The sequence below is a fragment of the Flavobacterium lacustre genome (genome assembly GCF_027474525.2).
GTDB lineage: Bacteria > Bacteroidota > Bacteroidia > Flavobacteriales > Flavobacteriaceae > Flavobacterium > Flavobacterium lacustre.
Window position 1 is genome coordinate 1,869,569 of sequence record NZ_CP114882.2, and the last position, 17,494, is coordinate 1,887,062.

Below are 17,494 nucleotides of genomic sequence, written 5' to 3' on the forward strand. Positions count from 1 at the left end.
TGATTAGTTTTTTTTCTCTTTTCTTCTTTTCCAGAAATATTCTCCAACAAAAAAGGCAACTAAACCGATTAAGAATATTTTGAAATACGATTGCGGTTCTCCTTCGCCGCTTACAGTGGTAAACAAACGTTCCCAACGAATTTTTTCTAACCCGCTTGCATTAGGGTCAATACTTAACCAGATAAAAATAGGTTTTCCTACGATATGATCTTCAGGAACAAATCCCCAATAACGGCTATCTTCAGAGCGGTGTCGGTTATCCCCCATCATCCAATAGTAATTTTGTTTAAAGGTATAAGTAGAGGTTACTTGGCCGTTAATTTTGATTTCGTCTCCGTTTACTTCTAATGTATTGTTTTCGTATGTAGTGATTATTCTTTTGTACAAAGGTAAATTCTCTTTGTTTAAAGTGATGGTTTTACCCGCTTCCGGAATTAACATAGGGCCATAATTATCAATAGTCCATTTGCCATCGTGTGGAAAAACGTCTGTTCCTTGTGGTTTTTTGTCAATATAGCGTACTACCGAATCGATGCTGGTATTGTTTCTTAAAACAGCCGCCGCTTTTAAAGTCAAATTTACATTGTTTTGGGCTTCATATTGTTCTTGTGCATAAATACCTGAACTTTGAATTACACTTAAAGGAATTCCTTTGAAGCCTGTTTGAATGGTATAGGAATGATCTGCATTTTCTCTTGCTGCAGTAACATAAGGTTTTATAGCCTCAGATTGGATTTCGTTGCTTGGTTTAATAATATAGGTTCTTGAAAATTCTGTTGAACCCGTCGCCATTAGAAGTTCATTTGAAACTCCTTTGGCTGCGTAAACGGTATGCTCGTATTGTGGTTTTGCCCGTTCCGGAAGTACTAATTCTTTGTTGTTTATGTAAACGATTCCGTCTTTGATTGCAAAAAGATCTCCAGGAGTTCCTTGGCATCTTTTTACATAATTCGATTTCTTGTCAATTGGTTTTATTACGCCGGGAGTTCCTTTTCTTTCGAAGAAATAATGTACGGTATCGGACGGCCAGTTGAATACTACAATATCGTTTTTGGCTACTTTCTGAAAAGAAGGAAGTCTTAAATAGGGCAATTCAGGCCAAGACAGATACGATTTGCTTTTTGTCAAAGGAATCGAATCATGAACCATAGGTAAGGCAACAGTAGTCATTGGGACTCTGGCGCCATAATTCATTTTGCTTACAAAAAGAAAATCACCAATTAATAAAGATTTCTCTAAAGAAGAGGTAGGAATGGTGTATGGTTGTACTAAATACGTATGAACTAAAGTCGCCACAATTACAGCAAAAAGTAATGAACTTAGCGTATCGGCGGCTTTATTTTCAGGATGAATGCTTCGGTCGGTGATGTAATTCAGCGGTTGTGTGTAATTGATATAAAAGATATATAATCCACAAGTAACAATTCCTAAAACGGTATCTAAGGTACTTCTTTTTCCAAAGCTTCTTAACGTTTCTACCCAGATAACCGGAAACATAATCAGGTTAATAATTGGAATAAAAAGTAAAATCGTCCACCAAGTAGGGCGACCGATGATTTTCATTAAAACAATTGCATTATATATCGGAACAGCAGCCTGCCAGCGTTTTCTTCCGGCACTTTCGTATAGTTTCCATGTTCCCAAAAAGTGGATTATTTGTATCAGTAAAAAAAATACAAACCATTGATATAGTGTCATAATGTGTTTATTTTTTGATTAATAAGCCTTCTGATTTAAAAAATCAACAGGCTTTTGTCTATTTTTTATGTTCTAAATTTAATACGTCTTTCATTGTAAATATTCCGTGTTTCCCCACAATCCATTCTGCAGCAATAACGGCACCCAGAGCAAATCCTTCCCGATTGTGTGCGGTGTGTTTTATTTCGATAGCATCTACTACAGATTCATAAGTCACGGTGTGTGTGCCCGGTACATCTCCTATTCTTTTAGCTTCGATATGAATTTGCTTCGCCAGTTCGCTATCGCTCGGGTGATTGGAATCCGGATTTTCTAATGTCCAGTTTGTATAATTGCTGTTTTCAATTACTCCTTTTGCTAATGAAATTGCGGTTCCGCTTGGCGCATCAAGTTTTTGGGTATGATGAATCTCTTCCATGGTTACTTTATAGGAATCAAATTGTGCCATTATTTTGGCTAAATATTCATTCAATTCAAAGAAAATATTTACGCCTAAACTAAAGTTTGAACTAGAAATAAATCCGCCATTTTTTGCTGTACAAAGTGCCGCCATTTCGTCATAACGGTCTAACCAGCCTGTTGTTCCTGAAATTACCGGAACATTAGCATGAAAGCAACTTGAAATATTATCTACAGCAGCAGATGGGACACTAAAGTCTATGGCAACATCGGCATCAGACAATCCTTCATAGGTATTAAATTCGTCTTTTTTCAAAACAATTTCATGACCTCTTTCTGTAGCAATTCTCTCAATTACCTGACCCATTTTTCCGTATCCTAAAAGCGCAATTTTCATTTATTTTTTATATTTGAAATTAAAAATTAAAGCGTAGACTGTTGTATTATCAACTCTTTAAAAATTATAATTAATAGTTAGTCCAACATTTGTTTTGAATGTTACATCATTCGGATAGATTATTGGTCTTAACGATAGATTTTCGTCGACATTAAATTGTATTAAAGCTGCATCAACATTAGCGTCAATGATATTTAAGGCATAAAAAGCTAAAGTGATTAAAGCAGATAAATCTCTATTTCGTTGGTAAAATTTCTGACCCGCAATCAATCGGGTTTTATCTAAGTAGCTAAAATCATCATCGGTGTACCCTTCTAATCGGCGTTTGTACGCATCACGATACTGATGGTATTTTTTATTATTGTCAATGTAAAAATAGAGGCTGGTTCCCATCGCACCATAAACAAGTGGGATTTTCCAGTATTTTTTATTGTAGGCTTGTCCTAAACCCGGTAAAACTGCCGAATAAAAAGCTGCTTTTGCCGGAGTTAACGGGTCAATATCATTCGATTTTAAAGTGTCTTTTGCGACAAGGACTGTATCCGTTTTTGTTTGTGCAAAAACGGTTGCGTTTCCTAAAATAAAAAGGAATAGCCCTATGGAAATGATTTTATGCACTATCCGTTTATTAGTTTGATGATTCTGTTCAAATCCTCTTCGGATTGAAAGGGTATTGTAATTTTACCTTTCCCATTTCCGGCTACTTTAACGTCTACTTTAGTTCCAAAATAGGTGTTGAATGTATTTTTTTGAGCATCATTAATATCAAAAGAGGCTGTTTTAGCTTTTCCTTCCGGTTTTGGTTTTAAACTTTCCTGGTAGTTTTTTACTAAAGCTTCCGTATCCCGAACCGAAAGATTCTGGCTTACAATTTTTTGATAAATATCAGTTTGAATATCTTGATCTTCAATATTGATTATAGCGCGACCATGTCCCATACTGATGAAACCGTCTCGAATTCCTGTTTGAATGATGGGGTCTAGTTTCAAAAGTCTCAAATAATTCGCAATCGTAGAGCGTTTTTTACCCACACGTTCACTCATTTGTTCCTGAGTTAATTGAATTTCATCAATCAATCTTTGGTACGAAAGTGCAATTTCTATCGGGTCCAAATCATGACGCTGAATATTTTCCACCAAGGCCATAACCAAGGATTCGTTGTCATTAGCAATTCGGATGTAAGCGGGTACAGTAGTCAGTCCCACCAAGGTAGATGCCCGAAGACGTCGCTCTCCCGAAATTAATTGGTATTTATTGAAGTCTAATTTTCGAACGGTAATGGGTTGAATCACCCCCAATTCTTTTATAGAAGTTGCCAGTTCTCTTAACGATTCCTCGTTGAAATTACTTCTGGGCTGAAACGGATTTATTTCTATAGCATCAATTTCAAGCTCTATAATATTTCCAACAACTTTATCCGCATTTTTGTCGTTAACCGATTTTATATCGTTTTCCGGATCTTTCAACAAGGCAGATAATCCTCTTCCTAAGGCTTGTTTTTTCAGTGCTTTTGCCATAAATTATTTGCTATTTTTCTTAATCACTTCTTGCGCTAAATGCAGGTAATTGGTAGCTCCTTTGCTGGTGGCATCATAATTTATAATACTTTCCCCAAAACTCGGTGCTTCGCTCAATTTTACATTTCTTTGAATTATGGTTTCAAAAACCATATCGTTAAAATGCTTTTGAACCTCTTCGACCACTTGGTTTGATAAACGCAATCTGGAGTCAAACATGGTCAATAATAATCCTTCGATGTCTAAATCTGCATTGTGGATTTTTTGAATGCTTTTGATTGTATTCAAAAGCTTCCCTAAACCTTCTAATGCAAAATATTCACATTGAATCGGAATAATTACAGAATCAGCCGCTGTCAGTGCATTCAAAGTCAGTAATCCCAGTGAAGGTGCGCAATCTATGATAATATAATCGTAATCGTCTTTGATGCTTTCCAATGCTTTTTTAAGCATGTACTCCCTGTTTTCTTTGTCGACTAATTCAATTTCTATCGCAACCAAGTCGATATGCGACGGAATTACATCCACGTTTGGAGCAGTACATTTTATAATAGCTTCTTTGGGAGTATGGCTGTGTTCTAAAATTTGGTAGGTTCCTATTTCGATAGTTTCAACATCAATACCCAGGCCTGATGTGGCATTAGCTTGAGGATCAGCATCTATTAGTAATACTTTTTTTTCTAAAACACCCAATGAAGCGGCTAGATTTACTGATGTTGTAGTCTTTCCAACCCCTCCTTTTTGATTAGCAATCGCGATGATTTTGCCCATTTATTTTTCTAAATTTTGAACCGTAAAAATACAATTAATTATCGTTTTTGAAAATCTATTTTGTTAACATTTGTTAAAGTCTGATTCCTCGCCATTTGAACGATTTGTGTTTTATAAATGTAAGACTCTTTTTCAGGAGCTGTTCCAACTGTGCGTTACAAGTTCTTGCTGGAGTTCCTTTTTTTTCAATGTCATAAAAGGAGCTTCCTTTGGTCGCTCTTTTCTGTCTGGAAAAAAATAGGAACTCCAGCGGCGAAGCTTTCCACTTCCATTTGGGCTAGGCCATTTGCAACATTAACGACTTGAATTTTGGTTACAATAATACCTAAATCAGCAATTAATGTCAATATGCCGTTATTAGCTTAATATAAAAGGTTGCGGTTTTTATTTAGGCCTATTAGAACCTTATTTTTTCTGTTTACTTTTACTCATTAAAAATTAGCTCTTATTTCTGAAATTATTTTGCAAAAGTAAAAAATAGTTCTATATTTGCACCCGCTTTCGGGGTGTAGCGTAGCTCGGTTATCGCGCCTGCTTTGGGAGCAGGAGGTCGCAGGTTCGAATCCTGCCACCCCGACAAAATCCTTTCTGTGTATTCAGGAGGGATTTTTTTATTGCATAATAACAAAAACTGATTATTAGGTTTCTGTATTCTACTAATTATGCCTTATTTTTGTACTGTTTAAAATATAAAAAACACCTTTACTATGTCTGATACAATCGAAAAAATTAAATGTCTTATTATAGGTTCTGGTCCAGCAGGTTATACTGCAGCAATTTATGCCGCCAGAGCGAATATGAATCCCATTTTGTACCAAGGAATGCAGCCTGGAGGTCAATTGACCACTACAAATGAAGTAGAAAATTTCCCGGGTTATGTTGATGGTGTTACAGGACCTGAAATGATGGTGCAATTACAAGCTCAAGCGCAGCGTTTTGGTGCTGATGTTCGTGATGGTTGGGCTACAAAGGTTGATTTTTCAGGTGATATTCATAAAGTTTGGATTAACGACAGCATCGAATTGCATTGTGAAACAGTAATTATTTCAACAGGTGCTTCGGCTAAATATTTAGGATTACCATCGGAACAGCATTATTTAAAAATGGGTGGTGGAGTTTCTGCTTGTGCAGTTTGTGACGGTTTTTTCTACAGAAACCAAGAAGTAGTAATTGTTGGAGCTGGAGATTCTGCTTGTGAAGAAGCACATTATTTGTCTAAACTTTGTAAAAAAGTAACCATGTTAGTGCGTAGCGAGAAATTCAGAGCTTCAAAAATCATGGAAGAACGTGTTCGCAAAACGGAAAATATTACTATACTTATGAATCACGATACTGTAGAAGTATTAGGGGACGAACAAGTGGTTACCGGTGTGAAAGCAAAAAATAAAACAACAGGCGAAATTTTTGATATTGAGGCAACAGGATTCTTTGTTGCGATTGGTCACAAACCCAATACCGATATTTTTAAAGAGTATCTGACATTAGATGAAACCGGATATATTGTTAATACGCCGGGAACTTCAAAAACCAATGTTGCAGGTGTTTTTGTTGCAGGAGATGCTGCCGATCATGTGTATCGTCAAGCCATTACTGCCGCAGGAACTGGATGTATGGCTGCTCTTGATGCAGAACGTTATTTGGCCGCAAAAGAATAATCGACAGCAAAAAGTATGGTATAAAAAAGTCCTGATTAGTTTATAATCAGGACTTTTTGTTTTTATAAGCTGTTTACTATTTTAATTTTTTGAGCAGTTTGGCTTCGTCAGCAAATTGTCTTATTTCTATTTTTGAATTTCCTAAAAGTTGGATTTCCGATTTCTCTTTGGCGTCAATAGTAATCGTAGTTTCTGCAAAAATGCTACAATTGCTATAACTTTCGGTAGTTAAATCCACATTTTTTACGGTCAGTTTATTTCCTGTTAAAACCGAATTATTGTCCATGCGTATCACTGCATTTGTAACATCACCTTCAAGATTTGCATTGGCCTTTTCATATACATCACATTTCAAATCCACGCTGTTGATCAATGCTTTCAGAGCCGCATTTTTACTCAATTCAATAGTCGCATTTTCCGATTTTAAATTAAGTTCTATTTTTGATTTGTCATCAGATTGTAAAATAAAATTTTTAGCATTGACATTCAAATAGAGCTGTGAATAATTTTGTGTTTTGAATGAAATGTCGTTCAATTGAAGCTCTTGTATAGCATTGATAATCGTATTGTCTTTAGCGGTCACACTATTAAAATCTTTTGTATAAGTGATTCTTACCATTAGCTTTTTATAATTTACGGCTTCTTTTGATGTAGATATGCGCAAAATATGGTCTCTTACTTCAACTGAAATGATTTCGTGAAGATTGTCATCGGCTTCAATTTTTAGTTCATTTTTTTCTCCTCTTTCCAGCGAAACTTCCAGATTATCGGCTACTTCCAAAGCATTAAAACGCTCTACTTCCTTAAGTTCTGTTGTTACCGTTTTTGATCCCTTTATTTTTTCTTTTTTTTGTGCCAAAGCTATAGTAGTCACTAAAACGAGTAGGAGTATGGTAGCGTATTTTTTCATTTTCATTTGGATTAGGATGTTTACAAATATAAAAAAATCATCCACTTTTGATGGATGATTTTCTTTATAATTTTAGCAGAAAAATTCTTATTGCTGATTGATGCTTCCGCCTGAATTTGTATTCTTTTGAATTGATTTTGGAACTGAATTATAGTTAACAGTACCTCCGCTTGAGGCCTCCGCATTCAGACTTACAATAGGATGCACTTTTATTGTTCCTCCGCTCGATGCGTCTGCAGTTATTTCGTTCGCTAATAAATCATTCGCTTCAATAGTACTGCCGCTGGAAGCACTTATTTTTAGTTGCAAAGTCAGACCGTTGATGTTGATACTGCTTCCGCTGCTGGAATCGCAATTTATGGTATCCGCTTTGACGGTAGCATTTATATTTGAGGCACTAGAGGAATGTAAACGAATATTTTCTCCTTTTATAGTTCCTATACTTGTAATTGATGCTGCACTCGAAGTTTCTAAATCCTCTATAATTGGCATTTTTACCGTTACTTTTTTCGAGGAAACATCTGTGAAAGAATTGTAATCGCAGGCAATAATCAGTTTTCCGTTTTCTACCTTTGTTGTGATTCCTTTTTGTAAATTATCATCGGCTTCGACTATAATTTCGGTTTTATCCGATTGTTCTATCACGACATCTATAGCGTTGCTGACTTCTACACTTTTAAAATCGCCTTGAACAATTCTTTTTTCGGTAGTTACATTTCCGCTTCCTTCAATTGATTTATGACCGATAATGTTGTTGCAAGAGGCAAAAAATAATGCTGTTAAGGCAACAATAATCAATTTTGTGAGTAATGTGATTAGCTTGATCATAACTAGTTGGTTTTAATAATAATACCGTCTTTATTAATCTTTAATTCTTTAATATTATTTTTTGAGTTAATGATGGTGTCATTTTTTACAGAAACGCCTTCTTTGTTGATAGTAACAGAGGTTTGAATACTATCATTGTCTGTCTCATTTATTTCAACATCATTATATTCATTTTCATCGGCCGGGCAATTCAAACATTTAATTTGAGAGCTTTCCACTTTATAAACATAGTTGTCTGAGCTGTAATGCATATTGAAAAATTCATCATCAGAACGGTCGTAATTTTCAACAGAAGCATCTGGTTTCAGCAAAGTTCCTTCCGGTAAATATAAAGAGAGTTCTATCTCCTGACCGCGAAATTTATTGCTAACTTCTGTCAGGATATAATTGTCTAAAATTAAATGATTTCCTTCAATTTTAACTCCGTAATTTATTTTTTCAGCTCTTTGTTTGGCATCTTGAAATGATTTTCCTTTTGCTGTTTTTTCGATTTGAATGTACGGCAGCTTTTCATCTGTATGAAGAATTCTTAAACTTACATTGTTAGAATAAATCAACTCATGGTTAGCAGAGTCTTGTACAAATTTGAATTCATCTCTGTCATTGATATCATCTGTATAGTATTCATTGTATTTGAATTTTACATACAAAGTATCATTTGGTATTAAATTAATGGTTTGTTTTTGAACTGTTTTTCCATCATATGCTATTTCTGATGCTTGCTTTACGCCAATAGAAATTAGTATAGCAATTGCGATTAACCAAATGGCTAACAACGTATATTTTGCAATGTTTCCTATTGATTTTAAGTTGGGTGTCAATAATTTAAAACCTAACAGTATTAAGAAAAAGAACGGGATTCCTACTGCAAAAAACATCAGTAAACCAAACGACCAAATTGGGTAATCGGTGAAATTTCCGGCTTCAATGAAACCTTGCCATGGCACATCAATAAAAGAAGAAGAGCCTAAAGTGAATACGGCAATGAATAAAGAAATTAGAACTGCAAAACCACTTATGATTAAAATGATTCCTAAAAATTTTGCAAAAACCTTAAAAACACTCATGATAAAATCACCAAATGAGTTTCCTAATTTGCTGGCGCCCGTTTTTATTTGGTTGCCATATTTATCATAATCTACATTTTTTAGTTTTCCGGAGACATTTTCAAATTCTTCTCTTACTTTTTTTTCGATATTCGAAATATTAACCGGTTCACCAGTCATTTCCAGTTTTTCGGATGTGGTAATCGCTTCCGGAGTGACCACCCAAAGGATGATATAGGCCAGGATACCAGTTCCAAATCCAGCGAAAACTAATAGTATCAATACAATTCGAATCCAAACGGCATCAATTCCAAAGTAGTGACCCAATCCTGATGCAACTCCGCCAATCATTCCTTTTTCTTTATCGCGATACAGTTTTTTTGACTTTCTGTTTGAAGAGTTGTTATTGGTTTGAGCTTCTTTCAATTCATCTTCAATAATGTAATCTTCCGGTTGTCCCATTACCGCAATCACTTCATCCACATCTTTTAAACCGATGACATGTTTGTCGCTTTTTTGTTTGTCGGTCAATAATTCCGAAACACGCATTTCGATATCTTTTATGATTTCATCATGTCCGGATGAATTCGATAAAGAACGTTTTATGGCATCAAAATATCGTGTTAATTTTTGGTATGCATCTTCATCGATATGAAAGAACATTCCGCCTAGGTTTATATTTACAGTTTTGTTCATGACTATTATTTTTGGTTGGTGATTAGGTTTACGGCATCAGATAATTCGGTCCAAGTGCCATTGAGTTCATTTAAAAAAGTTTGTCCAATTTCGGTCAGGCCGTAATATTTTCGTGGTGGTCCTGATGTTGATTCTTCCCAACGGTAGTTGAGTAATCCGTCATTTTTAAGTCGGGTAAGCAGCGGATAAATTGTTCCTTCCACGACTAATAATTTTGCGTTTTTCAAAGTGTCTAATATTTCTGAAGTGTACGCATCTTTCTGTTTTAGAACGGATAAGATGCAAAACTCGAGAACACCTTTACGCATCTGTGCTTTTGTGTTTTCAATGTTCATAATGCTGATTTTTGATTTTTTTGATGATTAAACTATTCATTTTTTGATTGATGATTTGTGATTACTATTTGGCTTTTATTTGATAAAAGGTATGGTCAGCGGGTATTTGTATTTTTCTCCGTTTGAGGCTTTTATGGAAGCATTTATGATGAGAAAAAATTCTGCTATTTTCAATCCGAAGAAGATAAAAACGCAAACCAGTCCTATTGTAATGATTCCGATATTGTCTCCAAAAGTGAAATCATTAAAAACAAAATCATGGTGATGTATCAACTTTTGGAATGGAATATTTTTGAATATGGTGAATACTAAAATTGGAATTGCGATTATCGCCAATACCAAAGAATACAGCAACAGACTCAATTGGAAATTTAGCGTTTCTTTTCCGTGGTGATTTACAAATTCTGATTTGTCCTTACCGGAAGTCCAGATAAGTATTGGGAATATGTAATTTCCAAACGGAATTATATATTGGCTTAAGGCACTCAAATGAGTAAATGTGGCAGTGTTTCTTTCGGTAGTTGTTTCCATGATTAAAAGTATATAGTAATTTCTTATGCAAATATATATCTAAAAGACAGTATCTTGTTTCGCATAGTAGTAAATATTAACAAAATATTAACAAATTTAAAATGTGAAATGGGACTGTTTATTTTCAGTATTACGTTCTAAAGCCTTGTGTTTGTTGTTGTTTTTCGAAATAATTGAAGTATTAAAACGAGCAGGCTAATTTTTAACTATTTTTACCATAAAATCCATTTTAATGAAAATTACAGCCTCTAAACTCAATCAATTTTTATTGTTCAAATTGCCTTCGGCTTTTATTTGTGGTGTTCGTGTTAAAGCAATTAATGAAACGGAATGTGTAGTATCCGTGAAGCACCGTTGGATTAATCAAAATCCATTTAACTCCATGTATTTTGCGGTGCAAGCAATGGCTGCAGAACTCTCCACCGGAGCTTTGGTGATGTATCAAATTCAAAAAAGCGATAGAAAAATTTCGATGTTGGTCGCTAATAATAAAGGAAATTTCACCAAAAAAGCTACTGGACGCATCACATTTGTTTGTAAAGATGGGCATTTAATAGCGGAAGCCATTCAGAAAACTATTGCGAATGGGGAAGGGCAGACCTTCTGGATGAAATCTATTGGAACCGATGAAAAAGGCATACAAGTATCCGAAATGGATTTTGAATGGAGCGTCAGAGTAAAATAAATATCGGTTTTGTACCAACAAAAATGCCTCTGAATTCAGAGGCATTTTTTATTAAAATTTATAAGGTATTATTTTTTAGCAGAACATTTTTTTCCTGATGCTTTGGTGTTCTGTTCACATTTTTTACCTTCTGCTTTACATTTAGCCTGACATTTTTCGATTTCTTCTGCGCTCATTTTCTTAGTTTCTTTTTTGGAGCAACATTTTTCTTTTTTAGCTTTTTCGGTAGTGCTTGTTTTTGCTTCTTGGGCATTTATATTTATTGTGAACAAAACAAGTGCTACAAGGGTAATTATTTTTTTCATTTTATTGTTTTTTTAGGGTAATGAACTATCTGTCAAATATAAAAATAAAAAACAAATACTTATTTAAAGTTAAATTAAAATTCACTTAAAGCGCTGTTTACTGTTTCAAACGGCTATTTCAGTATGATTTTTTTACTGATTATTCCGGTTGTTGTTTTAATTTGGGCAATGTATATTCCTGTGCTAAGGCTGTTAATTGGAATTTGAATGTTTTGTTGTTCTTGCTGTCCAACTTCCCAACTATTGACAGACTGACCAATGCTGTTGTACAGTGTTACTTTTTCTACGGTAATATCTGGTTTTGTATTGTTGATGATCAGCATGTTGCTTTCTTGAAGATGTGTAATCGTAATGTCATAATCGTTATTTTGATTATCAGTTACGGTTTGTTCTATAGTACCATTCGCTTCTGATTTATTTTCATCTTGATCTTCATTTTCAAAATTGCCATTATTTCTATTGTTTCCATTGGTATTACTTTTTACTTTGTCATTAAATCGAAGTGCAAATCGTGTTTTATTTTCTCCTTGTGGAAGTGTTACTTTATATCCATTTTCACGAATGTCGTTGTAGGTTTTTGTTTCGTCATCATAAATATATATTGGTTGTTCTTTATTGAAATTTTCTAAAGAATCTAATTTGAACTCGACAACTCCGGCTGTAGCTGTTTTTACCCCAATAGGATAGCTTGATTTTTTATTGAAAACAGATTCTCCTTCTATTACTAATTTTTCGTTTCCATTTATTAAATACATATCATTAGGATAATTATCCATTCTACGTGCATCATATCCATAATCGATTCCGCTGGTTGCTTTTTCTCCCATAAAAGCTAACAAGACTTGACGGTGGTAATTATTATAGGAATTAAATCCTAAACGAATTTTTTTGTTTGTGTCTTTTTTTACCGGATCATTTGTATTAGTGACTACTACTTTTGCTTTTTTGCTGGTTGTATTTGTTTTAAAAAGCGTGTTACCGGCAGAAGCAGGAATATCACTTTCTTTTTGAAAACTTCGTTGACCGTTGTTGAAAATTACGGGACCTCCGCCGCCTGTTTTCCCGTAGACAAAGAATCCTTGTCCTACCGGAATGTATTGTTTCGGGATTTTTGCACTTAAACCTACACCGCTAATTCCGGTTGGTACAACAGGTGCTACACCTCCAGATAAATTTAGAACGGCATAACCTCCTTTATAATCAACCAAAATATGGGTGTTGTTGTCGGAGGAATGTTCCCAGAAATATAAGCTTCCGTTCAGACCGTTTTGTTGCGTTGTGTTTATAGTATTCAGGTTGTCTTCGATGAAAGCATACCCATCTAATGCTGACGGATAAGGATTTCCTACTAGTAATAACTGGCCGGCAGAAACCGTATTGGAAGTTATCGTTCCGTTATTTGGTTTTCCTGTAAAGGTATAGTTTTGTGTTCCTGAAACACCACATCCTTTTAAAGTATATCCCTGCCCAACTCGCAATGCGCCGCTTTGTCCAGCTTGAATCCAATTGGCATAAAGACTCAAATTGTTTTCAAATTTAAATATCCAATAGTTGGCTAAACTTATCGGAGTAGTTAATGATCCGTCATATCCTGACACCCAAGTAATGTTTTGGGGTGTAGTTGTTGTTCCGTCTTTCATTACTTCGGCAACGGTATAATTCGTATTGTTACCGGTTGTGTTTACGGGATTCACCGGGGAACTCCAATAGTTATAATTGTATTTGTTGGATTGTCCTTGTTGGTCTCTTTCTATAGAACCGGAACTTGCTACATCTAAATCGCTGTTTATGGTTTGTACCAATTGAGATTGACCAACTAAATCTATTTTTCCGTCTAATTTTAAATACCAATCATTTTGTATTTTGTTATCATTATTGATGATGATGTTTTTACCCGCATCTACCAACATTCCTAAATCAATATTGTTTGCTGTTTCGGTGATGTTGTGTTGCACTTTTACAATAGACCAATCTTGATCCATTATATCCTGCCCTGCAATTTCTTTTGTTGTGCTATTGACTGCTGTTGCAAAATCACCGTCTCGTTCGGTCAAAAAAGGCATTGGTGCTTCTTGAACATATATGTTTTTATGATTGACTATTTTTGTTCCTGTAAGGTCAATAGCAGCGGTACTCAAATCGTCTATGACGTCATCTTTGTAAGCATCCATTCTGTAGCAACGAATCATATTGGCAAATGGTACTGCCGTTTCGGTTGCTTTTGCTACCTCTTTAGGGATTATAGCTCCTGTTAACTGGATACTATTTTCATTAATTTCCTGATAAACGATACGTTGGAATTGAGAGTCGGTTAGTCCTATGTTAAAAACGCGTACTTCATCTATTTTTCCTTTAAAATATTTTGTACTTATTAACGGGGCTTTTCCGATGGTTAGCAAGGATGCATCTGCATCAATAGCTCCAGTTTTTGCTTGGGATTCCACTACAGTTCCGTTCAAAAATAATTGTATGGTATCACCGTTGTAAACTACCCCAACATGATACCATCTAGAACTGCTTAAGGCTGTTCCGAATGTAACAGTGGTTCCATTTACTTCTGCTTCGAGTTTTTTGGCAGCTGTAATTCGCAATTGAAATTTATCTTGTCCAATAATTACACCTTCGTCAGCAAATGTTGCATTTAAATTTATCCATGCCATGAGGGTTGCACTGGCTAATCCTCCAAGTATTGCGGTACTTTGGCCGTAGTCGTTTCTTCCGTCAAAATCAAGGTATAATTTTTTGTTTAAGTCTCTTGGAGAACCAAAATAAGCGGTATTTGTATCAAAAGAATCGAGTATTCCATCTTTGTCGCTATCAGTTTTGTATCCGGAAGCTCCAATGATTCCGTCAGCATCAGTGTCTAAATTGGCAAACAATGTTTTTGAAATGTCAAAAGTTACTCCGTCGGATTTTACATCCAGATAATCCGGTATTCCATCACTGTCTGTGTCTAAAACGTAATTTAGGTAAGGTGCGGTTGTGGTTCCTTGGTCTAAATTTCCGTAGGCAATCTGAAAATTAGCCGGACTAATTGATGTGGTGGCTCCAGAAACTATTCCGTAATCATAAAGATCCAGTATTCCATCTCCATAGCCTTCTATAATTCCGTCACCATTGGTGTCTTTACTTCTGAAAGCTTCCGATTCTAATCCGTCACCTCTTCCGTCACCTGTGCTATCGCCATCGCCATTGATATAGCCTGTTGGCGCATTGGTATTTCCCGCACCTGATTCATCCACATCAAAAAGTGTATCATTATCACTATCTAAATCAATATAATCGGGTACGCCATCTCCATCAGAATCGATAGCAGCAACGGTAGCGGCTGCTTCTGCACTATCGTGTAAACCATTGTTGTTAGTGTCTGCCCAAGCGGTACTAATCTTTCCTTTTCCGTTACTTAAATTCCCTAAACCTACTTCAATGACGTCTTCTATACCATCATTGTCCGCATCTAAGTCAAATAAATCAGCCACACCATCATAGTCTAAATCGCATAAAGTTTGTGTGATTTGAATGTCATCAATGGCTAAATCATTACCAGTACCTCCAGTTTCGTTATTGATAAAAATAACTTTGAAAGCACTTACATTAAAGGATAATGTCGATGAGGTAAATTGGTGCCAGTTTCCATCCGCCGTAATGGAGTTAGTTGTTATAGTAGCCAATAAGTTGTCGTTGAGGTCTCTAAATTCTACTTTGATATTGGGTCTTAATCGGGTTGCGATTCCCGGAGCATCTGTTCTATCTAAGTTTATTACCCAAAAACTATACGTAATCGGAACATTTGGTAACGAACCAGTTATTAGTGCAGTGTAGAAAATTCCCGGTGTATATGAAGCATTAAAAAGTGCCATTCTTCCGTTAGGGTCAGAAGGTGTGGTATGATCTTTTCCTAAGTACCAATAGCTTGCTGCCCATGACGCAATTTGTGCGCTTGATCCTACGGTATACTTTCCATCATTTAAATCGGTAGTACTTAAATCGGGACAATCTGTCGTATTGGTTCCTGCGGTTCCATCTTCATAACAATAGCTAGAGTAGGCGTCATATGTGGTATTAATAGTAGTTCTGTTTCCGGTTCCAAATGTTTCGTTCAAGAATTTGTAATTGACTCTGTTTGCACTCGCTGATTCACAATTTAATTCTTCGGTTTCATCTTTGATGCCATCGTTATCGTCATCTATGTCAATGTTGTCAAAGACTAAGTCGCCATCACTATCATAAAAGGTTTGGGTTCCAGATCCTGTTATTGTAAAAGTATATAACAGTTCATCACTATCGTTATTTCCGATACTGACAATTGCCGTCTTGGTTCCTGAACTTGTAGGGTTAAAAGTTGTTGAAAAAGTAGTACTACTTGCACCTGTTATTGTTGCAGGATAAGTTGGTTCTGCCGTGATTGAAAATTCCGTACTGTTTATACTGATGGTGCTGAGGATTAAGTTACTGGAACCAATATTTTGGATTGTAAACGTTTTTGTTATTGTTCCCAAACTGGCGTCAACTGATCCAAAGTCTGTTCCGTCTGCACTTGATGGAGTATTGTCTCCATTTGCAATAGTACTATTATTTCCTTCTACGTTAATTTCTTGTGGTCCCCAAGTTAATTTTACCTGACCATTTGCTCCATTTCCTCCGGCTGAAGTTCCAGAACCAATTCTATAAGCACCTCCGCCACCTCCGCCAGGAACACTTCCTACAGTTCCGCTTCCTGTATCTACGGATCTTGCATTACCGCCTTTACCTCCGCCTGTTGGAGCTATTGCGCCTGAAGCGTTTGTGGCATCTGTTCCATTTAGTAAAATACCAGCGGAAGATCCGCCGCCGCCGCCGTATTTATTTGTAGTTCCATCGGCTCCTTTACCTCCTGCTAATTTAAGCGTACCAATTGATGTAGCAGCAGATCCACCTGTTGCGGCAGTTGAACTATTGCTTGCAACACTATTTCCTCCTTTTGCCAAAATAGTGGTGCTATTCATGAACCAAGAATCACCACCGGCTGCAGTAGAATTGCTTCCTGTACCTACCTGTAAATTATATGTTGTTCCTGGAATAACTGTAACTGTTTTTTTTGCGTATGCGCCACCGCCACCGCCACCAGATTCTCCATTGCTCGTTCTGGTACCACCTTTTCCACCGCCACCCCAAGCTTCTACTTGCAGTGTGGTAATTCCGCTGGGAACAGTAAAAGTGCCTGAGGTTGTAAAAGTTTGTGTTTGCCCATAACTTAAAAAACTAATGAACAAGAATATTACTGTACCAATTATTTTGGGAAAATATAAAGTAGTTTTTTTCATTTTTTCGGGGGATTAAAAGCAATGAATAAAAATGAATAATCAGTTGTGAAATTTATATTGAGCAAATAATCAATAAATTTATATTACACTTTTAGAAAGAGCGATATAATTTTAAGTACTTAAAAATGGGATTTGAATGCTGTTTTTATCTCTTCTAAGTATAAAGTCTACTTAGCTTTAATATCCTTCTCAGATTATTCTCAGCAGTGGGGCTTTGCGAATAAAGTAATCTGAAATTTAAAAAAAAGGTATTTTTTTATCCATACGCTTTTATTTATAACACTACAAAAATATGAATTTTATTTTTAAAATCCGATAAAAAGCAAATTAATCGGACGAAATACACCTGTTTTTGTTTTAAAAGTAGGTAAAGTATTACTATTTTTTTCAAATAAAGGACTGTATTCTTTGTGGTGAC

At 35.6% G+C, this 17,494-nt stretch carries 14 protein-coding genes and 1 tRNA gene; 3 read left to right on the forward strand and 12 right to left on the reverse strand.

Annotated features, from left to right (window positions below):
* Positions 1-3 precede the first annotated feature (3 nt).
* The 5 genes from lepB to O6P34_RS08210 are packed head-to-tail and all read right to left on the reverse strand — an operon-like array spanning position 4 to position 4,782.
* Positions 4-1,698 carry a signal peptidase I gene (lepB, locus tag O6P34_RS08190; protein ID WP_269684027.1) on the reverse strand — a complete coding sequence of 565 codons (1,695 nt, stop codon included), beginning with the start codon at positions 1,696-1,698 and terminating at the stop codon, positions 4-6.
* Between the two features lie 58 nt (positions 1,699-1,756).
* A complete protein-coding gene (gene dapB / locus O6P34_RS08195; protein WP_269684028.1) occupies positions 1,757-2,494 on the reverse strand; it encodes a 4-hydroxy-tetrahydrodipicolinate reductase in 738 nt (245 codons plus the stop codon).
* 57 nt (positions 2,495-2,551) lie between these two features.
* The gene (locus O6P34_RS08200; RefSeq protein ID WP_269684029.1) at positions 2,552-3,112 is read right to left on the reverse strand and encodes a DUF5683 domain-containing protein; all 561 of its coding nucleotides are present in this window, start codon (positions 3,110-3,112) and stop codon (positions 2,552-2,554) included.
* Positions 3,112-4,011: a ParB/RepB/Spo0J family partition protein gene (locus tag O6P34_RS08205; RefSeq protein WP_269684030.1), complete on the reverse strand. Its 900-nt coding sequence runs from the start codon at positions 4,009-4,011 to the stop codon at positions 3,112-3,114. Before O6P34_RS08205 ends, O6P34_RS08200 begins: the two co-directional genes overlap by 1 nt.
* Positions 4,012-4,014: 3 nt before the next feature.
* Entirely contained in the window at positions 4,015-4,782 is a 768-nt protein-coding gene (locus O6P34_RS08210; RefSeq protein WP_269684031.1) for a ParA family protein, read from the reverse strand.
* Between the two features lie 502 nt (positions 4,783-5,284).
* Here O6P34_RS08210 and O6P34_RS08215 point away from each other — a divergent pair.
* Together O6P34_RS08215 and trxB are read left to right on the forward strand one after the other, a co-directional pair.
* Positions 5,285-5,359: transfer RNA gene (locus O6P34_RS08215), tRNA-Pro, on the forward strand.
* Positions 5,360-5,489: 130 nt separating this feature from the next.
* Positions 5,490-6,437, forward strand: coding sequence for a thioredoxin-disulfide reductase (trxB, locus tag O6P34_RS08220; protein ID WP_269684032.1), 948 nt, complete (start codon positions 5,490-5,492; stop codon positions 6,435-6,437).
* A gap of 76 nt (positions 6,438-6,513) precedes the next feature.
* Here trxB and O6P34_RS08225 read toward each other — a convergent pair whose 3' ends face one another.
* From O6P34_RS08225 to O6P34_RS08245, 5 genes are all read right to left on the reverse strand, one after another.
* The gene (locus O6P34_RS08225; RefSeq protein WP_269684033.1) at positions 6,514-7,347 is read right to left on the reverse strand and encodes a GIN domain-containing protein; all 834 of its coding nucleotides are present in this window, start codon (positions 7,345-7,347) and stop codon (positions 6,514-6,516) included.
* 87 nt (positions 7,348-7,434) lie between these two features.
* Entirely contained in the window at positions 7,435-8,175 is a 741-nt protein-coding gene (locus tag O6P34_RS08230; protein ID WP_269684034.1) for a head GIN domain-containing protein, read from the reverse strand.
* 2 nt (positions 8,176-8,177) lie between these two features.
* Entirely contained in the window at positions 8,178-9,917 is a 1,740-nt protein-coding gene (locus O6P34_RS08235) for a PspC domain-containing protein (protein WP_269684035.1), read from the reverse strand.
* 5 nt (positions 9,918-9,922) lie between these two features.
* Complete coding sequence (locus O6P34_RS08240; protein ID WP_269684036.1) at positions 9,923-10,252, reverse strand: PadR family transcriptional regulator; 330 nt, start codon at positions 10,250-10,252, stop codon at positions 9,923-9,925.
* Positions 10,253-10,327: 75 nt separating this feature from the next.
* A complete protein-coding gene (locus O6P34_RS08245; RefSeq protein WP_269684037.1) occupies positions 10,328-10,783 on the reverse strand; it encodes a DUF4870 domain-containing protein in 456 nt (151 codons plus the stop codon).
* A gap of 232 nt (positions 10,784-11,015) precedes the next feature.
* Here O6P34_RS08245 and O6P34_RS08250 point away from each other — a divergent pair, with 232 nt between their 5' ends.
* A complete protein-coding gene (locus O6P34_RS08250) occupies positions 11,016-11,468 on the forward strand; it encodes a DUF4442 domain-containing protein (protein ID WP_269684038.1) in 453 nt (150 codons plus the stop codon).
* Positions 11,469-11,536: 68 nt separating this feature from the next.
* Here the strand turns inward: O6P34_RS08250 and O6P34_RS08255 are convergent, their stop codons facing one another.
* On the reverse strand, positions 11,537-11,773 hold the full coding sequence (locus tag O6P34_RS08255) for a hypothetical protein (RefSeq protein WP_269684039.1): 237 nt from the start codon (positions 11,771-11,773) through the stop codon (positions 11,537-11,539).
* A gap of 113 nt (positions 11,774-11,886) precedes the next feature.
* The gene (locus tag O6P34_RS08260; RefSeq protein ID WP_269684040.1) at positions 11,887-17,076 is read right to left on the reverse strand and encodes a DUF8693 domain-containing protein; all 5,190 of its coding nucleotides are present in this window, start codon (positions 17,074-17,076) and stop codon (positions 11,887-11,889) included.
* Positions 17,077-17,494: the final 418 nt, after the last annotated feature.

What these genes read in the sequence shown, in the direction of transcription:
- trxB (WP_269684032.1), top strand. Translation starts at nt 5,490, where the DNA reads ATGTCTGATACAATCGAAAAAATTAAATGTCTTATTATAGGTTCTGGT.
- O6P34_RS08260 (WP_269684040.1), bottom strand. Translation starts at nt 17,076, where the DNA reads ATGAAAAAAACTACTTTATATTTTCCCAAAATAATTGGTACAGTAATA.
- O6P34_RS08245 (WP_269684037.1), bottom strand. Translation starts at nt 10,783, where the DNA reads ATGGAAACAACTACCGAAAGAAACACTGCCACATTTACTCATTTGAGT.
- O6P34_RS08205 (WP_269684030.1), bottom strand. Translation starts at nt 4,011, where the DNA reads ATGGCAAAAGCACTGAAAAAACAAGCCTTAGGAAGAGGATTATCTGCC.
- O6P34_RS08210 (WP_269684031.1), bottom strand. Translation starts at nt 4,782, where the DNA reads ATGGGCAAAATCATCGCGATTGCTAATCAAAAAGGAGGGGTTGGAAAG.
- lepB (WP_269684027.1), bottom strand. Translation starts at nt 1,698, where the DNA reads ATGACACTATATCAATGGTTTGTATTTTTTTTACTGATACAAATAATC.
- O6P34_RS08240 (WP_269684036.1), bottom strand. Translation starts at nt 10,252, where the DNA reads ATGAACATTGAAAACACAAAAGCACAGATGCGTAAAGGTGTTCTCGAG.
- O6P34_RS08230 (WP_269684034.1), bottom strand. Translation starts at nt 8,175, where the DNA reads ATGATCAAGCTAATCACATTACTCACAAAATTGATTATTGTTGCCTTA.
- O6P34_RS08235 (WP_269684035.1), bottom strand. Translation starts at nt 9,917, where the DNA reads ATGAACAAAACTGTAAATATAAACCTAGGCGGAATGTTCTTTCATATC.
- O6P34_RS08225 (WP_269684033.1), bottom strand. Translation starts at nt 7,347, where the DNA reads ATGAAAAAATACGCTACCATACTCCTACTCGTTTTAGTGACTACTATA.
- dapB (WP_269684028.1), bottom strand. Translation starts at nt 2,494, where the DNA reads ATGAAAATTGCGCTTTTAGGATACGGAAAAATGGGTCAGGTAATTGAG.
- O6P34_RS08255 (WP_269684039.1), bottom strand. Translation starts at nt 11,773, where the DNA reads ATGAAAAAAATAATTACCCTTGTAGCACTTGTTTTGTTCACAATAAAT.
- O6P34_RS08250 (WP_269684038.1), top strand. Translation starts at nt 11,016, where the DNA reads ATGAAAATTACAGCCTCTAAACTCAATCAATTTTTATTGTTCAAATTG.